The organism is Sorangium sp. So ce362 (assembly GCF_051519845.1).
Taxonomy (GTDB): Bacteria; Myxococcota_A; Polyangia; order Polyangiales; family Polyangiaceae; genus Sorangium.
In genome coordinates this window covers 8678533-8702063 of sequence record NZ_CP150332.1, presented here as the reverse complement: position 1 = coordinate 8702063, position 23531 = coordinate 8678533, and the positions used below count along the sequence as shown (strand labels likewise).

The following is a 23531-nucleotide window of genomic DNA, read 5'->3' as shown; positions in this document are numbered from 1 at the left end:
CCCGGTCAGAAGGACGCCCGGAGGACGGGAACGCGGAGCTCGTGCCCCTGCGCCACGCCGAATTTGAACATTTCGTCCTGCGAGTACAGCGGCTTCAGCGAGAGCGCCGGCATGCCGAGCGCGACCCGGTGCGGCGTGATGTCGACGAGGCCGAGCCGGGGCTCTTCCCGGCGGATGCCCCGCAGGACCGGCGCCGCGTCCGTCGTGATCTGGACCTTGACGCCCGGCTGGGGAGGCTCGGCGGCCGGCTCGTTGCGGATCGGCTCGCTCTGGTCGGTCTCCGGGGGCCTGTACGCGGTGGCGTTCAGGGTGACGACCAGGGTCGGGATGACCAGCGCCATGCCGCCGGCGAGCATGTAGAGCGGCACCTCCGCGGGGGGCCCCGAGGCCTCGATGAAGTAGCCGGCGACGCCGCCCCCCACCGCGCCGAGCCCGCCGAAGACGAGGTACGGCCAGGCGCGCTCGACCCCGATGGCCCCCATGGTCAGCATCACGACCTCGCCGCCGAGCAGCGCGCCGCCGACGATCCCCTTGCCGTCGACGCTCACCCTGTCGCTCGTCTCCTGGGCGCTCGCGCGCCCGGGAGCGCCGGCGAGCGCCGCCGCCGCCACCGACACTCCTGCCAGACAATGCGCTGCCTTTCGATTCATGCGGTTGATCGGCATCGTGTTTTCCCCGTGTCGATGGTCGCGGAGCCCGCGAGGGCTTTCGCTCTGGACCGCCGCCGGCGGCGCGTCGCGCAGGCGTCCGGTCCGGCCGGCCGGCCGGCGGCCCCGCCTGGGCCGTCGAGCCGTTCTCGATTTGTGAACCGCTGGCGGAGCGAGCGGGTGCGCACGCACGTCCTCTCTCCTCCAGCGAAGCCGGTTGGGCGAGCCTAGCACGGGTTCCAAGGCCCCGAACCGCTGCATTGCCCGTGCGGAGGATGGGTGGTATGGGTCCAGCGGCGTCGGGCCGTGGCCCGCCGTCTGCCGCCGCGCGCGCGGCATCCTTCGAAGGAAGACCGCTATGGGCCGCATCGGACCGCTGGAAATCGCCCTTCTCATCGGGGTTGCCTTGCTCCTCTTCGGCGCGGGCAGGATCGCTGACATCGGCAAGGGGATCGGCGAGGGCATCCGGAACTTCAAGAAGGGGATCCGCGACGACGACGACGAGGAGCCCAAGCAGCTCCCGGCGAAGCCCGAAACGAAGGAAGAGGACACACAGAAGCCCGTGTAGCGCCCGCACCGGCTCGCGGTGCTCGAGGCCAGCACGGGTCGACGTCGGGTGTCGACGCTCGCCGGCGCGCGTCTATACTCGACCGCCGTATGCCTCACCGACTCCTGGAGCGCATCGTCAAGGCGCTCGTTGTCTCCGCCGCGTTCCCGCTGGCAGCGTACTTCGTTCTTCAGTTCGGCCCCGGAGGGCTCTGGCGTGGGTTCGAGCCGGCGCTCGCGGTCACCGGGCAGGTGGCCAAGGCGCCGTACGACCTCACCCGCCTCGAGGCCGTGAACGAGACGCTCAAGATGATCCGGGACAAGTACGTCGAGCCGGATCGCGTCAAGCCGAAGGAGATGCTGCTGTCGGCGCTGAACGCCGTGCAGCGCGACGTCGCGCAGGTGATCGTCCTCAACGAGGATCCGAACGAGGTCACCGTCCGCGTCGAGACCAGCGAGAAGAAGTTCCGGATCGACAACATCCAGGGCCCCTGGGACGTCTCCGCGCGCCTCCGCGAGGTCTTCAGCTTCCTGCAGAAGAACCTCCGCGGCACGGAGGTCGATCTGCGCGACGTCGAGTACGCCGCGTGCAACGGCATGCTGCACACGCTCGACCCGCACTCGTCGTTCCTGAGCCCCGAGGCGTACAAGGAGATGAACCTCTCCACGTCGGGCGCGTTCGGCGGGCTCGGCGTCGTGATCTCGATCCGCGACCAGATGCTCACCGTCCTGAACCCGATGCCCGACACGCCCGCGGGCCGGGCGGGCCTCAAGCGGCTCGATCGGATCGTGAAGATCAACAACGAGTCGACGCTCAACATGCCGCTCGACGACGCCGTGCGGAGGCTCCGCGGCGACCCCGGCACCGCGGTCACCGTGTGGGTGACCCGCGAGGGCGAAGGCGGGTGGCAGGGCTCGAAGGCGTTCGAGCTGACCCGCGAGGTGATCAAGGTCCGGTCCGTCGAGTCGCGCGCGCTGGACGGCGGCATCGCCTACGTCCGGCTCAAGACGTTCCAGGCGACCTCGACCGCGGAGCTCGACGCGGCGCTCGACCGGCTGCGCGCCAAGGGCCAGCTGAAGGGGCTCGTGCTCGACCTGCGCGGCAACCCGGGCGGCCTGCTCGATCAGGCCGCGCGCATCGCCGACAAGTTCCTCGCCGACGGCGTCATCGTCTCGACGGTCGGCGCCTCCGAGGGGCGCGAGGAGAAGCGCGCCAAGGGCCCCGGCACGGAGCCGCCGTACCCGATGGTGGTGCTCGTGAGCGGCAACAGCGCGAGCGCGAGCGAGATCGTGGCGGGCGCGCTGAAGAACAACGACCGCGCGGTCATCGTGGGCTCGCAGACGTTCGGCAAGGGCAGCGTGCAGCTCGTCTTCCCCGACGTCACGGCGGAGAAGGCGGCCCTCAAGCTGACGATCGCGCAGTACCTGACGCCGGGAGACATCTCGATCCAGGGCGTCGGCGTCACGCCGGACATCGAGCTCGATCCGATGACGGTCGACGAGCTCGAGATGGATCTCACCGTGCAGAAAGACGGGCTCCGGGAGCGCGACCTCTCGGCGCACCTCTCGCACGCGCGCGCGGCGGCGGCGGGCAAGCCGTCCGAGGTCGTCCGCTATCAGCTCACGAGCGCCGACCGCGAGGCGATGCGTGATCGCGGGGGCGACATCGAGGAGGACTTCGCCCTCGACTTCCCGATCCGCTTCGCGCGGGAGCTCGCCGCGCGGATGCCGCCCACCACCCCGAGGATCCAGCAGCTCCGGGCGTTGCACGACTACATCGAGCAGGTCGGGAAGGAGGAGCTCGGCAAGGTCGCGTCCGAGCTGGCGAGGCTCGGCGTCGACTGGTCCGACGCGCCCGAGGGCACGACCCCGGCGGCCAAGTCCGAGCTCGACGTGAAGGTCGAGACCGATCGCCCGAACGCCGAGGTGACCGCGGGCCAGCCGATGGAGCTCCGGGTCACGGTCAAGAACAACGGCAAGCAGCCGGTCTATCGCCTGCGCGGGACGACGGAGAGCGACAACCTGTACTTCGACAGCAAGGAGCTCATCTTCGGCAAGATCGGCCCCGGCCAGACGAAGACCGCGAAGACGCCGCTCGGCTGGTGCGAGGTCGAGGGGCGGAAGGTCGGCTCGACGAAGCCGAGGAAGGCGAACGAGAAGCGCGCCTGCAAGATCCCGATGGATGCCCTCTCGCGGAGCGACGGGCTCAAGGTGAAGTTCGAGATCTCCGGCGCGCCGGAGCCGTCCGCCGTCGAGATCCGGCCCACGGTGCGCGCGCTCGACCGGCCGCTCTTCCAGTATGCCTACCAGATCGCCGACGACCGCGAGGGCAACGGCGACGGGCTCATCCAGAAGGGCGAGCGGGTCAGCATGTACCTGACCGTCAAGAACGTCGGCAAGGGGCCGTCGTACGAGACGCAGGCGAACATCGCGAACCTCTCCGGCGACGGGCTCCTGCTGCACGCCGGGCGCTTCGACGTCTCGAACATCAAGCCGGGCGACGTGCGCAAGGTCGTCTTCAGCTTCGACGTCGAGCCGCGGCTGTCGGAGCCCGAGGCGACCCTCACGCTCTCGGTCGGCGATCGCGATCTCCGCGAGTTCGCCAGCGAGAAGGTGAAGATCCCGATCTCTCCGCGCGTCCAGCTCACGGGCGGCGGCTCCACCGTGAAGGTCGGCGCGCAGGGGGCGACGCTGCTCCCGTCGCCGGAGGCGAGCGCGCGCGGCTTCGGCCGGCTCCAGGCGGGCGCCCTGGTCAAGGTGCTCGGCGAGGCGCCCGGCGGGTTCCTCAAGGTCGATCTCGGCGCGGGCCGCTTCGCGTTCGTCGCGGCGCGGGAGGTGGGCGCTGGCGGCGGGACGGCGCCCGTGGCGATCGCGTTCGAGGACGTCTACTCGCACGCGCCGCCGACGCTCGACATCGCCGCGGCGGCGCTGGCGACGACCGCTGGCACCGTGAAGATCACGGGGACGGCGTCGGACAGCGAGCGGCTCCTCGACGCCTTCATCTTCGTCGGGTCGCGGAAGCTCTACTACAAGTCGAACCGCGACGGCGCGGACCCGAAGAGGACCGAGTTCTCGTTCGAGGCGCCGCTCCGGCCGGGGGTGAACGTCATCACGGTGGTCGCGCGCGAGACGCCCGACACCACCACGCGGCGCACGCTCGTGGTGCGCAAGGACGGGCCTGACGGCTCGATCCTGAAGACCCCGAAGTCCGACAATCCGGTGGACGACTGGATTGCGGAGCGCGGGGGCGAGGACTAAGGCGCCCGGCATGAAGGGGTTGGATGACGGTCGTCGAGGACGGTGCTCCGCCGGGCTGCCCTGCCCGGCGAGGATCTGGTAGCCTCTTCACGTGGGACTCCTCGCCTGGCTGGGCCTGAAGCAGGGGGGTTCGTTCCCGAACCTCGACGCCCTCCTGCAGGAGCTCCGCACGGCGCTCCCGGACGACGAAGCGGTGGTCCTCCGCTACATCGCGACCGTCATCGTCCTGCTCGGCAAGGTCGCCTGCGTCGACGGCCGGTTCTCCGACAAGGAAGACGAGCTGCTCCGCGAGCTGCTCACGCACGTCGACGGGCTCGCGCCGAGCGGGGTCGAGGCGGTGTTCAACGCCCTCCAGGGCAAGCTGCCCGCGCTCCAGGAGGGCGAGGTCGACCGCTGCTACCGCGAGCTCAAGGCGCTCTGCAACGCGAGCGAGCGGGTGGAGGTCGTGCGCCTCCTGATCCGGCTCGCGGCGGCGGACGGCGCGCCCACGCCGGCCGAGCGGGCCGAGATCGAGCGCATCGCCGAGGAGCTCGGCGTCTCGCTCGCCGACATCGAGCCGGACCTCTCCGGCGAGACCGGCGATCAGGCCGGCTCCCCGGCCCCGGCGGACGATCGCGGCGAGCCCTCGGCGTGAGCCGAGCCGCGGCGCCGCGCGGCTGATCAGTCGCGCGCGTCGCGCGGCTCTGCGCCGGCCTCAGGGCTCGATGCGCGGCTCGCCCGGCGCTGCTTCAGCGCCGTGAGCGTCACGAAGAGGACGAACAGGACGGCCCCGAGCACCGCCACGAGCACGCCGAAGTTGAAGAGGTAGTGCGCGCCCTGCGCGCCGCCCACCCCCATCAGGAAGATGCCGAGCAGCGCGGTGCCCGCGCCGATGACGGGATCGGGGCCGACGTCGTTCTCCGAAGTCGCACGCGAGAGCCCGCTCCCCTGGACCCCGCCGCCAGCCTCGTTGCTCATCGGATGGCTCACAGGGGGAGCTTAGCAAACTGGTCAACCGGCCGAAACCCGCCAGCGCCGTACCCGGGCTATGCTGCGCGGGTGAGCACGCCCACGCACCCCCTGAACGACCGTCCTCCCCGCCCCGTGTCGCCTGATTTCGCCGGGCGCCGCGTCATCACCTTCGAGAGCCGCCGGGCCGCCGAGATGGCCTCGTTGATCCAGCGGAATGGCGGTGTCCCCGTCACGGCGCCGACGCTCCGCGAGGTGCCCATCGAGCGGAACGAGCGCGCGCTCGACTTCGCGCGGCGCCTCGCGGCCGCCGAGCTCGACCTCGTGGTCCTGATGACCGGCGCCGGGACCCGGGCACTCGTGGCCGAGGCGGCCCCCGCGCTGGAGCCGAGCCAGGGCGGCGGCGCGGCGCCCGGCGACGGGGACGCAGGCGCCCAGGGCGTATCCCTCATGACGGCGGCGCTCTCTTCCGTGCAGCTCGTCGTGCGCGGCCCCAAGCCGGCCGCGGCGCTGCGCGAGCTGGGCGTGAGCCGCTTCATCACCGTCCCGGAGCCGAACACCTGGCGAGAGATCATCGAGGTCGTCCGCGGGCTCGGCGACCTCAGCGGAAAGCGCATCGCTGTCCAGGAGCACGGCGCGCCGAGCCACGAGCTCTACGCCGGGCTCGAGGCGGCCGGCGCCCGGGTCACGCCGGTGCCCGTGTACCGCTGGGCGCTCCCGGAGGACACCGCGGCGCTCCGGCAAGCGCTCCGTCTCCTGGCCGACGGCGGCGCGGCGATCACGCTCTTCACGAGCCGCGCGCAGGTCGAGCACGCGCTCCTCGTGGCGGCCGAGGAGGGGCTCGTCGAGCGGCTGCGCGCCGGGCTCGCGCGGGGCGTGGTGGCGTCGATCGGGCCGGTCTGCTCGGAGGCGCTGCGCGCCGAGGGGATCGAGCCCGACTTCGAGCCCGAGCACCCGAAGATGGGTCACCTGGTCAAGGCGGCTGCCGTGCGCTCGGGCGAGATCCTCGACCGCAAGGGGAACCAGGGCGACGCGCCCCTGCCGGCTCAATCTGCGTAGTCGTCGTACTCGCCGTCGCTCTCGTCGGCGGACCGCGCCACCGTCGCCGGCCGCGGCGCGAGGCCGGGCTCCGCGCCGGCGGCCGCGGGCCGATGCGTGTCCGCTTGCCCCCGGTCGATCAGCTCGGCGCGGTAGAGCACGCGCCCGTCCTCGGAGGTGATCTCGCCGCCCACGTCGCCCCAGGCGAAGTCGTCGCTCTGGAGCGTGCGCATCGTCGCCTTCGTCCTGCCGATGCGCACGCGGAAGCTGGTCTTCTGGCACGCGATGGAGGCGCCGCCGACCTCGACGTTCACCGCCTCGCTGCCGAGCACTTCCTCGTTCTCGTCGGCGGCGAGCGCGGTCTTGGCCATCATCGCGTCGTAGGCCGCAAGGGTCGCGGGCCGCTCGGCGCCGTCGTCGACCCACGCCGCGCTGAGGATCTCGCCGCGCCGGCTGGGCGCGTCGCTCATGCGGACGCGCAGCGCCTCGGTCTCCTTGCCGTCCTCGAGGGTCACGTCGACAACGAGGACGTCCCCCTCGCGCGCGACGACCCGCTGCGTGAGGAGCAGCGGCGTCTTCCTGAAGCTGCCCGAGAACCGGTAGGCCACGTAATCGCCGGGCGCGCGCGCGCGGACCGCCTCGTCCGCGACCGGGCCGCTCGCCTCGGTCGAGCCCTTCGCGCGCCGCGGGACCTCGCGCTGCGCCTGCGCCGTTGCCCTGGCGGAGGCGTCCTGGGGGCGGTCGGCTCGAGCGTTCGTTCCGATCCCGGCGCCGCAGCCGGCGGCCAGGACCGAGGTGAGGACGGCGAAGAGCAGCGGTCGGTTCATGCACCTCCGGTACAGGAGGGCGCTGGCCACGGCCCAATTTCTGGCATTTCCATGGACGCGCCGGGCCGCGTGCGAGGCGGCTGCGCGCCGGCTGCGCTCAGGGCAGCTTGCCGCTCGGGAGGAGATCGTCGAAGGCGGCGTCGAACTCGTCCGCGATCATCTCGGCGCCGACCGCGCGCGCGGCCGGCTTCGGGACGTCGATGCGGCGCAGCCGCTCCGCGACGCTGCCGCGCGGGTCGCTGTAGCTCGGGCTCATCCGGGCGACGCGCTGGAAGTAGTAGTGCGCCTGCTCGGGGATGCCGCGCACCTCGTAGGCGTTCGCGATCTCGTACGTCAGCGCGAGCTCCTGCTCGACCGTCTTGTGCGAGGCGTGCAGCCCCCGGATGAGCGCGTCGACGCCCCCCTCGATGTTGCCCATCTGGAGGTAGGTGACGCCGATCATCGACTGGCAGACGCACTCGCGCCCGGGGTCGCGGGCGGCGAGCTCGAACTCGGCGATGGCGTCCGCGTAGAGGCCCATCTCCTTGTACGCGACCCCGAGATCGTAGTGCGTCGACGCGTCGGACTCGGAGATCTGCGCCGCGACGCCGGCCTTGAACTGCTCGAAGACGCTCTCGACGCTGACCTGCCGAGGATCGTCCTGGACGCCCGTCACCGAGCCCGGCGCGACCTCGAGCTCGTCGATCAGCTTGAGCGACTCGGCGATGTCGAACGCGCGGTCCTCGTCCGGCCGCTCGCTGCCGCGCGGGACGACCCGCGTGCCGCTCTCGTTGTCGGTCGCCGCGCGCGCCACGCGCGCATCCGACGAAAGCTCGGTGACCTCGCGCAGCCGCTCCATCAGGAGCGGGTGGTTCGGCAGCCGCGCGAGCTGCTCCTCGAGGATGTTCCGCGCCTCCTCGAACATCCCGTGCTGCGCGAAGAACTCGACCTCCTCGAGGGCGTCCTCGTCGAGCGCGTCGGCGCGCCGCAGGGACCCCGGCGGCACGGAGCGCCCCGACGCCGGTCGGACCGACCCCGGCCGGGCCGACGCCGGGCTGTACAGGGCCGGCGGCGCGGCGAGCACGGGCGGCGGCGGCATCGAGGAGGGCGGTGGCGGCGCCTGGGAGGCGGCGACCGCCAGGGGGTGCTCGGGCGAGCGGCTCGGGCTGACCGACGCCGTCTCCTCCTCGTCGTCGAGGATCTCCTCCAGCTCCTCGAGCGGCTCGACGTCGTCGACGTCCTCGACCTCCTCGACGTCCTCGATCGGGAAGCTCGGCAGCGGCGGCTCGTTCGCGAACGGATCGTCGAGGTGAGTGACGAGCTGCGGCCGCCGGGGGAGCGCCTCGACGACGCCGTCCTCGTCGAGGGTGTACGCGGGCAGCGGCGCGTCGGGATCGTAGAGATCCTGGCTCGGCACCTCGGACGCGTACGCGTCGTTCTCGCCGGACATCGGCGAGACCTCCGGCCCGGTGTGCTCCTCGTCGGCGAGCTCGTCCTCCTGCGGCACGGCGTAGCCGAGGAGGTTGAGCATCTCCGTGGCCTGGGCGTGGCCGGGCTCGAGGAGCAGCACCTCGTCGAGGAGCCGCGCGGCGTCGTCGACGGCGCCCTCGCCGGACAGCTGCTGCGCGAACGCGAGCATCTGCTCGACGGCGCCGTCCTGGTCGCCCGCCTCGATGAGGACGTCGCAGAGCTTCTCGCGCAGCTCGCGCGCGGACGGCAGCCGGGCGATGCCGCCCTTGAGGAGGGCGACCGCCTTGTCGTACTGGCGGTCGCGCCGGAAGCTCTCGGCGTGCGCGACGAGCTGCCGCGGGCTCGCGACCGGGGTCGTCGACGGCTGCGAGGCGCGCAGCGGGATCGGCGCCGCGGACGAGGGCTCGGCGTCCTCGATCTCGAGCTCCTCCGCCTCGTCGTCCTCGTCGTCCTCGTCGATCTCGACGTCGATCGACGCGCGTGTGCTCCTCGAGGAGGGCACGAGCTGGGCGGCGAGCTGGCGCACACCCTCGTCGTTCGGGGCGCGCGCCACCAGGGAGGAGATGAGGGCGGTGAAGTGGTCGACCCGCCCGGCCTCCTTGGCGATGCGCGCCGACTCCTTCTGCACCTCGATCGCCTTGGCCGGCTGCCCGAGCAGGTCGAAGGCGCGGGCGAGGAGCGCGAGCGTCTCCAGGTCCCGCGGGTTCTCCTTGAACGCGATCTGCAGCTTGGTGAGGGCCGACATCCCGTCGCTCGGATCGCCGCGGTCGAGGTAGATCTCGGCGGCCATGCGGGCGAAGCGGGCATCCGGGCGGTGCTGCAGCAGGCGCTCGACAACCTTCAGCGCATCGTCGTACCGGCCGAGCTTGAGCAGGAGCTCGGCCGCCGTCCCGAAGCGCTGGATCGCGCCGTCGTAGTCGCGGACCCGGATCAGCGCCTCCGCGAGGCGGAGATAGGCAAGCGGGTTGTTCGGGTCGAGGTCGACGACCCGCTTGAAGATGTCGATCGCGTCGCGGTCGCGCCCCGCGCGGAGGAGGCGCGTCGCCACCTCGTCGTAGGCGGCGAGCGCGTCGCTCGTGAGCCCGAGGTGCGTGTAGATCTCGGCGAGGCGCGGGACGATGTGGCCGAAGCGGTCCTCGTACTGCGGGACGTGCTTGTGGATGATCTCGCGGATCTGCTTGTAAACGGCGATCGCTTTGAGCGCGAAGCCCTGAAGGGAGTAGAACTGGCCGACGCGCTCGTAGGTGGTGATCGCCTCGACGTACTCCTCCGTCTTCAGGTAGAGGTCGCCGATCTTGAGCAGCGTCCGGACGTCCTTCGGATCCTCCGCGACCAGCTTCTGGTACTCGACGATCGCCCTGTCGAAGCGCTTCCGCTCGACAAGCTTCTGCGCGGTCTGGAGCACCTTGTCGCGATCGACCGCCACGGCGATGGGAATCTCCTGCTGAGGACAGCGAGGCGTGGCTCGGGCGCCCGTCGGCATCCCTCGCCTCGCCATCTAAAAACACCTAGCCAATCCCGCCACCACGTACAAGCGCGCGGCATCGGAAGTTCCGAAGCTACCGCCAAGGTGCTTGTTTGCAGCGTGCGCTCCCCGCGGGCTCGCCCGGGGACGCGGCGACCGCCGGAGCGGCTGCCGCGAGCCCCCGCCCCGGTCGGACGCTGGACGGTCCGATCGAGGCGCGTTGAAGAGCGCGCCCTACAACGTAGAAGCGCGCTGATCAGCCGGGGATTCGCGAAGATCGCGGAGAAGGCGGCGACCGCCGCCATCGACGCGAGGACGACTGGAAGCATAGCAGTCGAGCGGCGTTCTTGCACATTTCTGCATACATCTCCGCAGCCGCGCTGGCGGTCGTCGCGGCCGGCGCGGGCCGCGCTGGCCGCGACGACCGCCAGCGCCGGGCCGAGCGGTGGGCGGGATGGCGCCCCGAAGCGCTGCCGCTTCTCGACCGCCCCGGCGAATGGACCTAGAGTTGGGCACCATGTCGCGCAGCCAGGCCTACCGTGCCCCGTTCGCTCCCGGAGAGGAAAATGCAGTCGACGCCGCGCTTTGCGAGCGGCTCCTCTCGGTCGCCCTGTCCAAGGGGGGCGACTACGCCGACCTCTTCTTCGAGTACCGGGCGGCGGGCGGGTTCACCTTCGACGAGGGCATCCTCAAGGCGGCGTCGCGCGGGGTATCGATGGGGGTCGGCGTCCGCGTCCAGCGGGGGGACGCGACCGGATACGCCTACACCGAGGACCTCACGTGGGACGCGATGCGTCGCGCGGCCGAGACGGCGGCGCAGATCGCGACGGGCTCCGGCGGGACGGAGAAGATCGAGCTCCGGCGCCGCGAGCTGCCGAGCCGCTACGAGCTGCCCAGCATCTCGCTCGACGCCCCCGGGCTCGCCAAGCGCGCCCTGCTCGAGCGCGCGAGCGCCGCGGCGCTCGCCTACGATCCCAGCATCATCAAGGCGGAGGCCAGCTTCGTCGAGGAGGTGCGCGAGGTCCTCGTGGCCACGAGCGACGGGCGGATGTCGCACGACGTCCAGCCGCTCATCCGCTTCGGCGTGCGGGCGATCGCCGAGCGCAGCGGCAAGCGCCAGGAAGGCTCGAGCGGCGGCGGCGGGCGCATGACGACGGCCTACTTCGAGGACAGGTCGCCGGAGTGGCACGCCAGGGAGGCGGCGCGGCAGGCGGTCGTGATGCTCGACGCGCGCGAGGCGCCCGCCGGCGAGATGAACGTCGTGCTCGCCCCGGGCGACAGCGGCATCCTGCTGCACGAGGCCGTCGGGCACGGGCTGGAGGCCGACTTCAACCGCAAGGGGACCAGCAACTACGCAGGACAGGTCGGCAAGGACGTCGCGAGCCCGCTCTGCACGGTGGTGGACGACGCGACCCTCCTCCAGTCGCGCGGCGCGATCAACGTGGACGACGAGGGCAACGAGCCCGAGCGCAGCACGCTCATCGAGAACGGCAAGCTCGTCGGGTACATGCACGACCGGCTCTCGGCACGGCACTACGGGCTCACGCCGACCGGCAACGGGCGGCGCGAGAGCTTCGCCTCCGCGCCGATGCCCCGCATGACCAACACCATCCTGCTCGCCGGCCCCCATGATCCCGAGGAGATCGTGAAGTCGGTGAAGCGGGGCGTCTTCGCGAAGAAGTTCGGCGGTGGCCAGGTCGACATCTCGAACGGCGACTTCGTCTTCTCGCTGACCGAGAGCTACCTCATCGAGGACGGAAAGCTGACCGCGCCGCTGAAGGGCGTGAACCTCATCGGGAATGGCCCCGAGGTGCTCCGGCGCGTCACCATGCTCGGCCACGACGTCGCCACCTCCGACGGCATCTGGACGTGCGGCAAGGACGGACAGAGCGTTCCGGTGGGTGTTGGGTGCCCTACAATCAAGATCGATCTCATCACGGTCGGCGGAACGCGGATCGGCTGATTTTCAAGGCTGGAGTGCCGGGGGGACGGTGAGCCCTGCGCCGGTGTTGGTAGGTTTTGCGCGGTGCGTCTTGCGGGCCCGTCGTGACACCCGTATACGGGGCGTCCATGGCGCGTCGTTCGTTCATAGCCATCGTCGGACATGGACCTGACCTGGAACGAGAGGAGGGCGCTGCATCGGTCTTACGTTCGCTGGGCGCTGACGTTCGGACCCTGGACCTCTGGGACGATCCACCGCGGCTCTTCCACGACGATGAGAGCAAGGCGCGAGCGATCGTCGTCGAGGCGCTCGATCGGCCGGACCTGGCCGCGGCAGCGCTGCGCGCGCTGCGCCGCGAGCCCCGCCTCGAGGAGGTCGGCGCGCTGGTCGCGGTGAGCGTCGCGCAGATCGCGCGGATCGAGCCGTCGAGCGGCTTCGACGACTTCCTGCTCGTGCCGTACGTGCCGGCCGAGCTCTACGCGCGTGTGCGCCTCGTCGAATGGCGCCGCAGCGAGTTCGCGACCGAGGAGCGGGTGAAGGTGGGCGCGATCGTCATCGACCGCGCGGCCCACGACGTGTCGGTCGGCGGCATGCACGTGCCGCTCACCGCGAAGGAGTTCGCGCTGCTCTCGTACGTGTGCGAGCGCCGCGGGAAGGTCGTGTCGCGGACAGAGCTGCTCCGGCGCGTCTGGGGCAGCCAGTACGAGGGCGGCGCGCGGACCGTCGATATCCACGTGAGGCGCCTCCGGGCGAAGCTCGGCGCGGCGCTGCCGCTCGTCACGCTGCGCGGGGCAGGGTACCGGCTCGAATCGCCGCTCTCCGGCTCCGGTGGTCCCGAGGGAAGCGACGCGAGCCGAGCGCAGCAGCGGGGCGGCGCCGGCGCGGAGGCCCACGGCGAGGAGCCGCGCGACGAGGACGAGGACGACGAGGGCGACGAGGGCGACGAGGACGAGGGCGAGGACGGCGAAGGCGAGGCCGAGGAGCCCGCGCAAGGAGAGCGGCGGTCGGGACCGTCGGCGCACGACGTCGCGACCCCCGGGCGCGAGCGGCGCATCACCCGATGACGTCGCCGGACCGCCGCGGCGCTGCGCGAACGGCCGCCGGCGCGGGGCGCGGGGGCGCGGGGCGCGGGGGCGCGGGGCACAGCGGCGGCCGTTCGCGCAGCGCCGCGGCGCCGATCGTCGCGATCAGCGTCGGGTGCCCCAGCGGCGTGGGCCCCGAGGTCGCCGTGGCCGGCGCGGCGTCCGTCGAGGGAGTGCGCTGCGTGCTCGTCGGCGACGAGGCGGTCCTCCGGCGCGCCGCGCGGCTCGTCCGGGTCGCGGCCCGCCGGCTCGTCGTGGTCGATGGGCGCGCCGCCATCGAGCAGCTCGCGCCCGGCGCGATCGGGCTCTGGGCGGGCAGCGCGCGGCTCTCGCGGCCGAGCGCTTTCGGTCGACCCGAGGCCGAGGACGGCGCGGCGCAGCTCGCGTGGATCGACACGGCGACGGATCTGGTCCGCGAGGGGGTCGCGGCGGCGCTGGTCACGGGGCCCGCGTCGAAGCACGCGATCGCCACCAGCGGCGCGCCGGGGTCCGCGGATTTCCTCGGACACACCGAGCACCTCGGCCGGCGGCTCCGCGCGCGCGAGGTCACGATGGCCTTCGCCTCGGGCAAGCTCGTGACCGCCCTCGTGACGACCCACATGCCGCTGCGCGACGTGCCCGAGGCGGTGAGCCCGCGCGAGGTGGCGCGCGCCTCGGTGTGGCTCGCGCGGCTGCTCGCCGACCTCGGCCGCGAGAGGCCGCGCGTGGCCGTCGCCGCGCTGAACCCGCACGCCGGCGAGGGCGGGCTCCTCGGCGACGAGGAGAAGCTGCGGATCGCGCCGGGCATCCGCCTCGCGGCGCGGCGGCTCGCGCGGTCGGGTCCGGCGGCGGAGCTGAGCGGGCCCCTCGGCGCGGAGACGGCGTTCCGGCTCGCGGCGCGGGGCGCGCTCGACGGGGTCGTCGCGATGTACCACGACCAGGCCACGATCCCGAGCAAGCTCCTCGGCTTCGGCGAGGCGGTGAACGTCACGCTCGGCCTGCCGATCGTGCGCACGAGCGTCGACCACGGCACGGCGTACGATCTCGCGGGCACAGGGCGCGCCGACCCGCGCGGCATGCGCGAGGCGATCGCGCTCGCGGCGCAGCTCGCGTCGGCGCGCTGACGCGCCGGCGTTCCCGGGCGCGGATCAGCGCGCTCCGGCGCGGCCCCCGATCCAGGTCATCAGCCGCTCGAGCGCCGGCAGGCTCACGCCGTGCTCGCGGCCCATCGAGAGCACGGTGGCGCCCATCGCGAGGTGCTGCGCATGGAGCTTCGGGCCGAAGTGAGCGTCGAGGAACCGCAGCGCCTCGGGGGCCACCAGGCGCACGAGCGCGACACTCGGTTTCAGCGTGGACGGTCCGAGCGCCCGGGTGAGGAGCTTCGTCCAGGGGGCCACTCTGCCCACGCGGTCCGCGAGCGCCACGCACTCCCTGGTGGCCTCGAGCGCGGTGCCGAGCACGCCCTCGTTCTCGAGGAGAGCGCTCACGCCGCCGCCCGCGTCGATGGCGGCGATCAGCGGGAAGAACGCGGTCGTCGTGGCGGCGTTCTGCGCGCCCACGTCCGGCTCGAGCCGCGCCGGGAGATCGGCGCTCGTGAGGCGACGCGCGAGCTCCTCGAGCAGCGGTTGCTCGGCGGGGGCGCCTCCCTCTTCGTCGATGAGCGTCGACGCGAACCCGACGAGCCAGTAGCGGACCACGCCGCGCTCGTCGACGTAGCCCGAGACGCTCGGCATCGCGGGGGTGATCCGGCGCAGGGCGGCCTCCTCCAGGCCCGCGCGCTGCGGGGGCAGGAGCGGTGTGAGCACGACGACGGGGGCGGCCGGTCCGCCGCGGAGGAGGTCTGCGACCGTCCTGCCCCCCGCGGCGCCGTCGACACCGGGGCCGGGAGCGAGCTGATCGAAGCGCACGGTGATCAGGACGACCTCCGCGTCGGCCGGGATGTCGGCCGCGAGGCGCGGGCGCTCTAGCGTGTCGCGTCGATCGGCGCTGTTGACCTGCTCGATGACGAATGGCCGCACGTCCGCGACGCGCTCGGGGCGGACCACGAACGTGACGTCGTCTCCCTGGGCGGCGAGGCGCACGCCGTAGACCCGCCCGAGCGCGCCCGCACCCACGATGCTGATCCGCATGGCGTCCCACGTAGCCTGCGCGACACCGCGAGGGAAGGGGGGCGGCGGTCGCTGCCGGGCGCGGCGGACCGCGTCAGAACGTCCGCTTCGAGTCGATGAGGACGGTGACCGGCCCGTCGTTCTCGACGAACACGCGCATGTCGGCGCGGAAGCGGCCCGTGGCCACCTCGAGGCCGCGCGCCCGCAGGGCGGCGACGACGCGCTCGTACAGCGCCTCGGCGCGCACGGGCTCCATGGCGCCGTCGAAGCTCGGCCGGAGGCCGCGCCGGACGTCGCCGAAGAGCGTGAACTGGCTGATCGCGAGCACGCCGCCGCGCACGTCCGCGAGCGCCCGCGACATCTTGCCGGCCTCGTCGCTGAACACCCGGAGGCCCGCGATCTTGCTGGCGATGTGGTCGGCGTCGGCCTCGTCGTCGTCCTTCGCGGCGCCGACGAAGGCCACGAGGCCGCGCTCGATCGCGCCGACCACCTGGCCTTCGACCTCGACCCGCGCGGCGAGCGCGCGCTGCACGACCGCGCGCATCGCTAACGCTGCGCCACGCGCGGCGCGGGGGCGGGCTCCGCCCCGCCGCCCGCGCTGAGCCCGAGCTCGCGCATCAGCTTCGCCGTGAGCTTGAAGTACGTGCTGCGATCGTACGGCTGGTTGAGGATGTGGAAGTCCTTGCGCACGAGCCCCACGCAGCCGAAGCAGTAGGTGCAGCCGGTGCAGTCGACCGAGCGCACGAGGTACGACGACTGCGTGCATCGCTCGGACGCGACGCAGTGGCTGCACGCGATGAGATCGCGGCAGCCGCGGCAGTGCGTGCTGTCCGAGCAGCGCTGGGAGTCGACGCAGTAGTGGCACCTCTGCAGCGCCTTCGCGTTGCGGCAGAACGTGCAGTCGACGCAGCGCTCGCACGCGACGCACGCGACGCACCGCTCGTTGTCCGTACCCGTCTCGAACGCCTGGATCAGCTTGCGGAGCTCGGCCTCGAATTCTGCGCGCGTCATTCCGCCTCGACGCTCGCCTCGGAGAGGGCGCCGTCCTCGCCGCGCTGGGCCGCGCCGTTCGCCGCGCAGGGCGGGGCGGCCTGGGGGCTCGACGGCCGCGCCTGGGAGCTCGGCTCGGCGGAGCCCGCGCTCGGGGCCTCGAGCCTGCCGCTCACCTGGCGGCGCAGGCGCTCGGCGGCCTCGCGCGTCGCGGGCTCCTCCGCGAACTCCTCGATGCGCCGGAGCCGCGACTCGAGCACGGCGCGCCGCTTCGGCAGCTCGCCGACGAGGATGCCCGAGAGCTCGTCGATCGCGTGCTGGATGCGCTGCTCGTCGCTGTGCTCGAGCAGCTGCAGGTACACGTCCTGCTCGGCGGGGAAGGTGTGGCCGGCGCGGAGGAAATCGTTCGCGGCCTTGGAGATGTTGGGTCGGCCCGACGCGCAGAGCAGCTTCGACAGGAGCCGCTGGCGCTCGATGGCCTTCGGGTCGCTCTGCGGAGGCGGCGCGAGGACGATGCGCCCGGGCGCCTTGGACGCGGCGTCGCGCCCGGACTTGACCCGCCCGCCCTTGCCGTCGTCGACCTCCGGCTCCTTGCGCGGCGTGAAGAGCGCCTCGAGCGCGGCGCGGTGTTGCTTCGCTGCCCGCCGGTCCTCGCCGGTCTGCGTCGGGCGCGGTAGCCCTGCGCTGTTGGGCTGGCCAGGGCCATAGGCGGTGTGGAGCTCGGGATTGTGCCAGACCTTGGTTGCGTCTCTACGAATTCGGCGCATGTCGTGCCCCTGCTGACCTCGGAGCGATCATGGACGCGCCACCGGGTTCGGCTTCCGCGTCCCGCGTGTGGCGCCCCGCTTGCATTGATGGTGTGGTGAATGAGGCTGGTGCGTGCTTGGCCGGGCTTCCCCCGCGATTTGCGATGGCCCGGACGTGTTGCGCAAGGGGCGCGACACCTGTCTCCGCGCTGATCACGCTGGTCGCGCTGATCGTGAAGGCAGGGTCCCGCCGCAGTGCGTAGCGCGCCGGGCGATACCCGGCCGCGGACCGGGTGACGAGGGGCTGTGCCCCCATGCACCCCGGAACCGCGCTCACGACCCGACCGCAGTCGCGAGGCAGCTGGTTCCTACCACAGCCTTTGGTCAGCGCCGCAGAAAATTGGGCTGCCCTCCGCACTTCATGACATTCGTGTCCTCAGGGCTCCTCGACCCTTCCGAGCTTCCGCGAGGGGCGTCTCGGAGACGCTATGTCGAGGCCGCTGACCTCGTTCCAGGTTGATTCAAGAAGCGGACCGCCGACTGCCTCTCCCAACCCCACATCCTGCGGGCGGGCGGCGACGCCGTGCCCGGGAGATCCGATCCGTGGTGGATGCCACTCGCACCCGACCCGACTGGAGCTTTCCATGATGAGCCTTCGATCCGTGAGCAGTGCAGGCCAGGCGCCGCGGGACGCAGGCGGGGCTGTGCGCAGCGCGGAGCCTCGAGCGCGTCTGAGGCGTGCTCGCGCTGCCGCGCTTGCGGTGCTTGTGAGCATGGCGGTGCCGGCCGTCCCGGCGGGGCGGTTGTGCGCGGAGCCGCTGCCCAGGGCGCATGCCGCCGAGAAGGCCGAGGCGAAGACGGGCAAGCGGGATCGTCGCGATCGTGCGCCGGCTTCTCCCGCCTCACCGCCGGGCGCGGAGCGCGCGCAGCGGGCGGAGACGCGGGAGAGCCCGCTCCGCGGCCGGGGGAAGACCGCCTCCGTGGCGACCGGCGACGAGAAGACGAGCGGAGCGGGTCGCCAGAAGGTCCGCAGCCGCGCGAAGGCGCCGCAGGCGGCCGAGAGCGCGGCTGCGAAGGAGGGGGGCGCGGCGAAGGCGGTCAAGAAGAAGAAGGAGAAGAAGAAGCGGGCGGCGCGGACGGCCGAGAGCAAGCGTCGCGGGGCGAAGAAGGGGTTGGACAGGGAGGCTCCTCCGAAGCCGTGCCATGGGCCGGTGCTCTCGATGGATCGGAGCGGGATCGAGCCGGAGCGCCTCGAGCTCGTCGACTGCAAGGGGAAGCCGCGCGAGGAGGCCCGGCGCGCCCTCTCGCTGCTCGCGCGCCCGTGGGGCACGCCGCGGCCGATCCTGTCCGACTCCGACGAGCGCGCGCCTGCGCGGAAGCCGGAGGCGTCCAGCCGCAAGGGGCAGTCGGCGGGCGGCAAGAAGTCGGGGGCCGCTGGGGGCAAGGCGAGCAAGGCAAGCGGGGTGCAGGTGGGGGAGATCGCGCCCGGCGTGCGGCTGCTCGACCCCGGGCTGCTCTCGCGCATCGACGCGCTCGCGCGGCGGTATCCGGGCCGGCTCGTGTCGCTCGTGAGCGGGTACCGGCCGCAGAGCCAGGGCAGCCTCCACCAGACGGGGCGGGCGCTCGATCTGCGCATCGCCGGGGTGCTCAACGACGAGCTCGCGGCGGCTTGCCGCAAGCTCGTGGACACGGGCTGCGGGTACTATCCGAACAGCTCGTTCGTGCACGTCGACGTGCGCGCCCCCGGGACGGGGAGCGTGTCGTGGATCGACGCGTCCGGGCCCGGCGAGGTGCCCCGCTACGTCGCCGCGTGGCCGCCGCCGCAGGACGACCTGCGGGCGGCGACGGGAGGGGTGTCCGGCGAGGATGCGGAGGAGGTGCTCCGGCGGGAGCGCCGCGAGAAGCCCGCGGCCGCGCCGGAGAAGGTGGCGAGCGCGGCGCCGGCGGCGGTCGAGAGCGCCGTGCTGGAGAGGGCGGCGAGCGCCGTGGTGGAGAAGGCGGCGAGCGCTGTGCCGGAGAAGGCGTCGGGCGGCGCGGCGGAGAAGGCGGCGAGCGGCGCGGCGGAGAAGGCGGCGGGCGGCGCGGCGGAGAAGGCGGCGAGCGGCGCGGCGGAGAAGGCGGCGGGCGGCGCGGCGGAGAAGGCGGCGGGCGGCGCGGCGGAGAAGGCGGCGGGCGGCGCGGCGGAGAAGGCGGCGGGCGGCGCGGCGGAGAAGGCGGCGGGCGGCGCGCTGTAGTAGGGAGGCGCAATGGGCATCACGATCCCCCGCCGGCACGCCTCGGCGGTCGCCGGTTCATTCGGTCCGCTGGCGGTGCATCGCCATGAGGTCGTGGCCGCGGGCGCGCCATACCCCGTCTTCACGCTGGAGCTCGCCGACTGGATCTCGGTGGCCGCGATCACCGATGCTGGGGAGTTCGTCCTTGTGCGGCAGCACCGGCACGGGCTCGACGCGGTGACCATCGAGACCGCCGGCGGCATCGTCGATCCCGGGGAGGAGCCGGCGGCCGCGGCGCCGCGCGAGCTCCTGGAAGAGACGGGATATGCCGCGGAGTCGCTCGAGACGCTCGGATGGGTGCACCCGAATCCGGCGCTCCAGGCGAATCGCTGCTTCCTTTACCTGGCGCGCGGCGTGCGGCGGGTCGGCGAGCCCTTGGGCGACGAGCACGAGAGCACCGAGGCGGTCGTGATGAGCGCTGACGAGGTGACGGCAGCGATGCAGGACGGCCGGATCAGCCACGTGATCGCCGTGGTCACCCTGTTGCGGGCGCTCGCTGCCGCGACCTCGGCCCCGCGCTGACCGCGGCGCCTGCAAGGCGGTCAGCCGGTGCCGTTCGGCGGCGATGGGAACCGCTCCCGAGGTCCGGGGATCGAATCTTCAGGGCGGCGGAACGGGACCGGCGCTCTGCGGAACGAGGTTTCGCGTCTCTGGACCGGGATCTCGCGTCGCGGCTCCAGAAAAATGCCTCCGGTCCACGGGACCGGACGTCTCGAGGTCGCGCGGCGGGGTCGAGGCCCACCTCGAGACCCCGCGCGCGGTTCTCGAGAGCCAAGATTTCGTTCTCGAGGGCCAGGATCTCGTTCTCGAGAGCCAGGATCTCGTTCTCGAGACCCCCTCGGCGGACCTCGAGACCCAACTTTCCGTTCTCGGGACCCCCCTTGGCGGATCTCGAGGCCCCGCTTTGCGTTCGCGAGACCCCCGCCGGAGGTTCGCGAGAGTGGATTTTTCGTTCGCATGACCGCCGGCGCCGTTCAGCGGACCGAATTTTTCGAGCGCCGGAGCCAGCCGGGCGTGCGCGCGGGCCGAGATCGGGAACCGCGGTGCGACGAGGGCGACGTCCGGGCGGGGGGGAGATGGGGACGTGACAGACACCCATTGCGAAGACGGTCAGGCCAGGCTCCCTAGCGAGGGAACGGCGACGAGGAGGAGTTCGACCCCGGGGGAGCGACTGCCCGACCTGCTGGTAGGCGAGCGCGATCGCGTGTGGCGCCAAGTGTCGTCCTGCCGGTCTATGCACGCATCGCCTGGGCTTCCCTCCTCCGCCTCGTCTATTTGGAGGATGTGCTCGCGTGTCCGTGCGGTGGGCGCCGGCGGCTCGTCGCCGACATCTCCGAGCGCGAAGCCATCGTGGCGATCCTGACCCATCTCGGCATCCTCACCGTGCCGCCGCCCATCGCCAGGGCCAGAGACCCGTCGTTCGACGCGGCTTGAGCCTCTTGGCCACGTCCCTCCGCGTGCCGCTCGCACGTGGCCGTTGGCCAACCTCTGCCCGCAGCTCGACCCGCATGCCAGCGGCCCCTTCGTTCATGGGCCTTTTCGTGGCCCGCGCATCCCCGACCGCCTGCCCGCGTTGGTGGCCCGCGCGGTGCTGCCTTTCGTGATCCGGCCGGCTCGTCCCAGCGTCCGGCATCCGATGCGCCGACGTAACCCTGGAGCAGCGCGACCATGCACATCAGCGCGGGCGGATGCGGCGGTTCACCTGCTCCCGTGGTCCGGTACATGCTCTCCAGCTGCTCTTGGAACGTCTCATCAAGCAGTTCGTACCGGTGCAGCCTGAGAAAGCCGAATAGGGGTCGCACCCGTGTCAACCGCTTCATGAGCGCCTGTTCCTGCCGCGACAGCCCCACCGGCGGCGACCATCGTTCCATCCGTGCACCTCCGGACGCGGACGAGATCATGGCCCGGCGACTCCGTCGAGCCTTCCATCGAATCGCCCCAAATTACCGGCAAATCAAACTGGTCGGTGCTCCAGGTGAGGCCGGCTGTATTGGCTCGCCGATTCTTTAGACCTATTTGCGAGAATGTTCTTCACATAGGTAGAAAAAAAATTGTCACGATCGTGAAATTAACTTCTCCATCCAGGATGTCCGAAGCCCCCTGACGTGAAGTCAAGCTGTCGACCCAACATGCTTGGAGCCGGGGAGGCGGACAGTCCATGCGGAAGCAGTGCTGGTGATAGAGACACCCGGGGTGGTTCCGGTGTCTATAAAAAAACCATCGAGAACGTCCTCCGCAGGCGACGCGGACGGCAACGCGGACGAACGCCGGGACGAGGACGGCGAGCGCAGCGACGACTCCCATGGCGATCGCTGTCCGCACGCTCGTACTCCAGCCCCACATCGGTGAGCACCGAACGAGCTGGGCTCCACCCGTGTGCGAACGAGGCAAGCGTCCCGATCGTCCGCCCGCTCATCGAGATCCACGGAGATCCCGCGACGTGTGGCTGGAGTACAAGGGCGCCGGCGGTCGGGGGGACGAAGCCCCGGCGCGGGCGGTGGGTCGCGGGGGTCGGCGGGCGGGACCCCGGGGCGGCGGGGGTCGTCCCCGGCTCGGGAGGTGAGCGTCCCGAGGGGGATGAGGCGGGCGAGGTGGGGGATGAGTCGGGCGAGGTGGGGGATGAGTCGGGCGAGGTGGGGGATGAGTCGGGCGAGGTGGGGCAGGGAGCGGCAAGGCGGCCGGGGAGAACGGAAGGGCTGGGCGAGGAGAGGAGGGGGGGTGGTAGAAGAGGGCGGGAGCACCGGCTGCGAGCGGTGGAGTGACGCGGAAAACCCGGGGGGCGCTCGCAAGGCCGGCAGGTGTTTGAAAAGACGATGGATTTCGAGATGGCCGGGGGCGCGCGGGGCGCCCCCGGGTGGCCGGAGCGGGGGGTGGAACGGGGACCTCTCGCAAACCGGGTTGCAAGTGCGCGAAATGTTAGCTAGGCTTGGGAGGCCTCTCTCCGCCGCTGAAAGGCGGCGGCCCCATTGAAGCTGACGTGCTTCTGCGTCGACCCGCAGCGCTGTCACCGCTCTCCGCCGCTGAAAGGCGGCGGCCCCATTGAAGCGGCCCCCTTGACGCCACGCACCTCAAGGTCCGTCGGGCTCTCCGCCGCTGAAAGGCGGCGGCCCCATTGAAGCACGCCCTCGAGGAGAGCGGGGACATCGCCAAGCACCCTCTCCGCCGCTGAAAGGCGGCGGCCCCATTGAAGCGTGGAGCGGAGCGGGGCCGAGACGCCGGCGGCGCTCGCTCTCCGCCGCTGAAAGGCGGCGGCCCCATTGAAGCATCGACTTCCCCTACTCGGCGGCCGCGGGCCGCTCGATCTCTCCGCCGCTGAAAGGCGGCGGCCCCATTGAAGCGCCGTGGTGATCGCGCACGATGAAGGGCGTACCCCCCACTCTCCGCCGCTGAAAGGCGGCGGCCCCATTGAAGCCGGCGACGGCGAGCGGGCGGCGGTACGGGCGCGTTGACTCTCCGCCGCTGAAAGGCGGCGGCCCCATTGAAGCGCTTTGCCTAGCGGAGTGAGCGTGATGCTCCAGCAACTCTCCGCCGCTGAAAGGCGGCGGCCCCATTGAAGCTTCGCGGCGGCGTCCTCGGAGGCGCTCTTGCGCTGCCTCTCCGCCGCTGAAAGGCGGCGGCCCCATTGAAGCAGGGAGGAGAACGCGCGGATGCGGCAGATGCTGAAGGAGCTCTCCGCCGCTGAAAGGCGGCGGCCCCATTGAAGCTCGGGGCCCGCCCGGGCCGCGTTCCACACCGACCAGGCCTCTCCGCCGCTGAAAGGCGGCGGCCCCATTGAAGCCCGGGAACGATGCCGGCGATCACCCGGCCAAGAATGCTCTCCGCCGCTGAAAGGCGGCGGCCCCATTGAAGCGGTGCAGCACGACGTCACGGCCGGCCGGCCAGGCACACTCCTCTCCGCCGCTGAAAGGCGGCGGCCCCATTGAAGCACCTTCAACCTCGGCTGCTTCACGGCGCCTAATGGGCCCTCTCCGCCGCTGAAAGGCGGCGGCCCCATTGGTGCGCCCGGCATGGGCGCGGAACTGGAGGTGAAAGTCCTCTTGGGACCCAGGCGGAAAGGAACCCAACACCGAAGCGACAAGGGCGAGCCCGCGAGGTCTCGTCTGGTGGAAGTCTAAGGTGCAGTGCCGAACCGAGCGAAAAGCGAAGCGCTGACGAGGCGCACGTACCGCGGGGTGAGCCGGCCAACGGCGGCGAAGCCCAAATGTCCGTCGGGCGGCGTGCGTATAGGCGACG

General features: G+C 72.1%; 18 protein-coding genes, 1 pseudogene and 1 CRISPR repeat array. Of the genes and pseudogenes, 10 read left to right on the top strand and 9 right to left on the bottom strand.

Annotation, left to right across the window (positions count from 1 at the left end; all coding sequences use genetic code 11):
* Positions 1-5 precede the first annotated feature (5 nt).
* Entirely contained in the window at positions 6-650 is a 645-nt protein-coding gene (locus WMF17_RS33485; RefSeq protein ID WP_437597298.1) for a hypothetical protein, read from the bottom strand.
* A 355-nt stretch (positions 651-1005) separates the two neighbouring features.
* On the opposite strand from WMF17_RS33485, the gene WMF17_RS33480 reads away from it, so the two are divergent.
* The 3 genes from WMF17_RS33480 (at position 1006) to WMF17_RS33470 (ending at position 5085) form a co-directional block, all read left to right on the top strand.
* Positions 1006-1215, top strand: a complete 210-nt coding sequence (locus WMF17_RS33480; protein WP_437479552.1) for a Sec-independent protein translocase subunit TatA/TatB — start codon at positions 1006-1008, stop codon at positions 1213-1215.
* Positions 1216-1304: 89 nt separating this feature from the next.
* Positions 1305-4451 carry an MXAN_5808 family serine peptidase gene (locus WMF17_RS33475; protein WP_437645072.1) on the top strand — a complete coding sequence of 1049 codons (3147 nt, stop codon included), beginning with the start codon at positions 1305-1307 and terminating at the stop codon, positions 4449-4451.
* A gap of 91 nt (positions 4452-4542) precedes the next feature.
* Positions 4543-5085 (top strand): TerB family tellurite resistance protein, encoded by a 543-nt coding sequence (locus tag WMF17_RS33470; RefSeq protein ID WP_437597296.1) that lies wholly within the window; start codon positions 4543-4545, stop codon positions 5083-5085.
* Positions 5086-5111: 26 nt separating this feature from the next.
* Here WMF17_RS33470 and WMF17_RS33465 read toward each other — a convergent pair whose 3' ends face one another.
* Positions 5112-5420 (bottom strand): hypothetical protein, encoded by a 309-nt coding sequence (locus WMF17_RS33465; RefSeq protein WP_437597295.1) that lies wholly within the window; start codon positions 5418-5420, stop codon positions 5112-5114.
* 69 nt (positions 5421-5489) lie between these two features.
* Here WMF17_RS33465 and WMF17_RS33460 point away from each other — a divergent pair, with 69 nt between their 5' ends.
* Entirely contained in the window at positions 5490-6458 is a 969-nt protein-coding gene (locus WMF17_RS33460; protein ID WP_437645070.1) for a uroporphyrinogen-III synthase, read from the top strand.
* On the opposite strand, the gene WMF17_RS33455 is transcribed toward WMF17_RS33460, so the two are convergent.
* The gene (locus tag WMF17_RS33455; RefSeq protein ID WP_437645068.1) at positions 6446-7264 is read right to left on the bottom strand and encodes a hypothetical protein; all 819 of its coding nucleotides are present in this window, start codon (positions 7262-7264) and stop codon (positions 6446-6448) included. The genes WMF17_RS33460 and WMF17_RS33455 overlap by 13 nt on opposite strands.
* Before the next feature lie 97 nt (positions 7265-7361).
* A complete protein-coding gene (locus WMF17_RS33450) occupies positions 7362-10139 on the bottom strand; it encodes a tetratricopeptide repeat protein (RefSeq protein ID WP_437597292.1) in 2778 nt (925 codons plus the stop codon).
* Between the two features lie 556 nt (positions 10140-10695).
* Here WMF17_RS33450 and WMF17_RS33445 point away from each other — a divergent pair.
* The 3 genes from WMF17_RS33445 (at position 10696) to pdxA (ending at position 14305) form a co-directional block, all read left to right on the top strand.
* Positions 10696-12141, top strand: a complete 1446-nt coding sequence (locus tag WMF17_RS33445) for a TldD/PmbA family protein (RefSeq protein WP_437597291.1) — start codon at positions 10696-10698, stop codon at positions 12139-12141.
* Between the two features lie 107 nt (positions 12142-12248).
* Positions 12249-13184, top strand: a complete 936-nt coding sequence (locus WMF17_RS33440) for a winged helix-turn-helix domain-containing protein (protein WP_437645066.1) — start codon at positions 12249-12251, stop codon at positions 13182-13184.
* Positions 13181-14305, top strand: a complete 1125-nt coding sequence (gene pdxA, locus WMF17_RS33435) for a 4-hydroxythreonine-4-phosphate dehydrogenase PdxA (RefSeq protein WP_437597289.1) — start codon at positions 13181-13183, stop codon at positions 14303-14305. Before WMF17_RS33440 ends, pdxA begins: the two co-directional genes overlap by 4 nt.
* 24 nt (positions 14306-14329) lie before the next feature.
* Here pdxA and WMF17_RS33430 read toward each other — a convergent pair whose 3' ends face one another.
* From WMF17_RS33430 to WMF17_RS33415, 4 genes are all read right to left on the bottom strand, one after another.
* On the bottom strand, positions 14330-15310 hold the full coding sequence (locus WMF17_RS33430; RefSeq protein WP_437597287.1) for a ketopantoate reductase family protein: 981 nt from the start codon (positions 15308-15310) through the stop codon (positions 14330-14332).
* A 73-nt stretch (positions 15311-15383) separates the two neighbouring features.
* Positions 15384-15833 (bottom strand): D-aminoacyl-tRNA deacylase, encoded by a 450-nt coding sequence (dtd, locus tag WMF17_RS33425; RefSeq protein WP_437597286.1) that lies wholly within the window; start codon positions 15831-15833, stop codon positions 15384-15386.
* Between the two features lie 2 nt (positions 15834-15835).
* Positions 15836-16300, bottom strand: coding sequence for a hypothetical protein (locus tag WMF17_RS33420; protein WP_437597285.1), 465 nt, complete (start codon positions 16298-16300; stop codon positions 15836-15838).
* Entirely contained in the window at positions 16297-17046 is a 750-nt protein-coding gene (locus WMF17_RS33415) for a hypothetical protein (RefSeq protein WP_437597284.1), read from the bottom strand. The genes WMF17_RS33420 and WMF17_RS33415 overlap by 4 nt, the downstream gene beginning before the upstream one ends.
* A 752-nt stretch (positions 17047-17798) precedes the next feature.
* Between WMF17_RS33415 and WMF17_RS33410 the strand changes: the two genes are divergently transcribed.
* The 3 genes from WMF17_RS33410 (at position 17799) to WMF17_RS33400 (ending at position 20732) form a co-directional block, all read left to right on the top strand.
* The gene (locus tag WMF17_RS33410) at positions 17799-19259 is read left to right on the top strand and encodes a YcbK family protein (protein ID WP_437645065.1); all 1461 of its coding nucleotides are present in this window, start codon (positions 17799-17801) and stop codon (positions 19257-19259) included.
* Between the two features lie 12 nt (positions 19260-19271).
* Positions 19272-19820 carry an NUDIX hydrolase gene (locus WMF17_RS33405; RefSeq protein ID WP_437645063.1) on the top strand — a complete coding sequence of 183 codons (549 nt, stop codon included), beginning with the start codon at positions 19272-19274 and terminating at the stop codon, positions 19818-19820.
* Positions 19821-20504: 684 nt separating this feature from the next.
* A complete protein-coding gene (locus WMF17_RS33400; protein ID WP_437651489.1) occupies positions 20505-20732 on the top strand; it encodes a hypothetical protein in 228 nt (75 codons plus the stop codon).
* 194 nt (positions 20733-20926) lie between these two features.
* Here WMF17_RS33400 and WMF17_RS33395 read toward each other — a convergent pair.
* Positions 20927-21169, bottom strand: a pseudogene (locus tag WMF17_RS33395) (IS1182-like element ISStau8 family transposase); the annotation flags it as partial.
* Between the two features lie 1066 nt (positions 21170-22235).
* A CRISPR array of direct repeats spans positions 22236-23298; the repeat unit is 36 nt; unit sequence CTCTCCGCCGCTGAAAGGCGGCGGCCCCATTGAAGC.
* Positions 23299-23531: the final 233 nt, after the last annotated feature.

What these genes read in the sequence shown, in the direction of transcription:
- WMF17_RS33485 (WP_437597298.1), bottom strand. Translation starts at nt 650, where the DNA reads ATGAATCGAAAGGCAGCGCATTGTCTGGCAGGAGTGTCGGTGGCGGCG.
- WMF17_RS33480 (WP_437479552.1), top strand. Translation starts at nt 1,006, where the DNA reads ATGGGCCGCATCGGACCGCTGGAAATCGCCCTTCTCATCGGGGTTGCC.
- WMF17_RS33475 (WP_437645072.1), top strand. Translation starts at nt 1,305, where the DNA reads ATGCCTCACCGACTCCTGGAGCGCATCGTCAAGGCGCTCGTTGTCTCC.
- WMF17_RS33455 (WP_437645068.1), bottom strand. Translation starts at nt 7,264, where the DNA reads ATGAACCGACCGCTGCTCTTCGCCGTCCTCACCTCGGTCCTGGCCGCC.
- WMF17_RS33445 (WP_437597291.1), top strand. Translation starts at nt 10,696, where the DNA reads ATGTCGCGCAGCCAGGCCTACCGTGCCCCGTTCGCTCCCGGAGAGGAA.
- WMF17_RS33440 (WP_437645066.1), top strand. Translation starts at nt 12,249, where the DNA reads ATGGCGCGTCGTTCGTTCATAGCCATCGTCGGACATGGACCTGACCTG.
- pdxA (WP_437597289.1), top strand. Translation starts at nt 13,181, where the DNA reads ATGACGTCGCCGGACCGCCGCGGCGCTGCGCGAACGGCCGCCGGCGCG.
- WMF17_RS33430 (WP_437597287.1), bottom strand. Translation starts at nt 15,310, where the DNA reads ATGCGGATCAGCATCGTGGGTGCGGGCGCGCTCGGGCGGGTCTACGGC.
- dtd (WP_437597286.1), bottom strand. Translation starts at nt 15,833, where the DNA reads ATGCGCGCGGTCGTGCAGCGCGCGCTCGCCGCGCGGGTCGAGGTCGAA.
- WMF17_RS33420 (WP_437597285.1), bottom strand. Translation starts at nt 16,300, where the DNA reads ATGACGCGCGCAGAATTCGAGGCCGAGCTCCGCAAGCTGATCCAGGCG.
- WMF17_RS33415 (WP_437597284.1), bottom strand. Translation starts at nt 17,046, where the DNA reads ATGCGCCGAATTCGTAGAGACGCAACCAAGGTCTGGCACAATCCCGAG.
- WMF17_RS33410 (WP_437645065.1), top strand. Translation starts at nt 17,799, where the DNA reads ATGGCGGTGCCGGCCGTCCCGGCGGGGCGGTTGTGCGCGGAGCCGCTG.
- WMF17_RS33405 (WP_437645063.1), top strand. Translation starts at nt 19,272, where the DNA reads ATGGGCATCACGATCCCCCGCCGGCACGCCTCGGCGGTCGCCGGTTCA.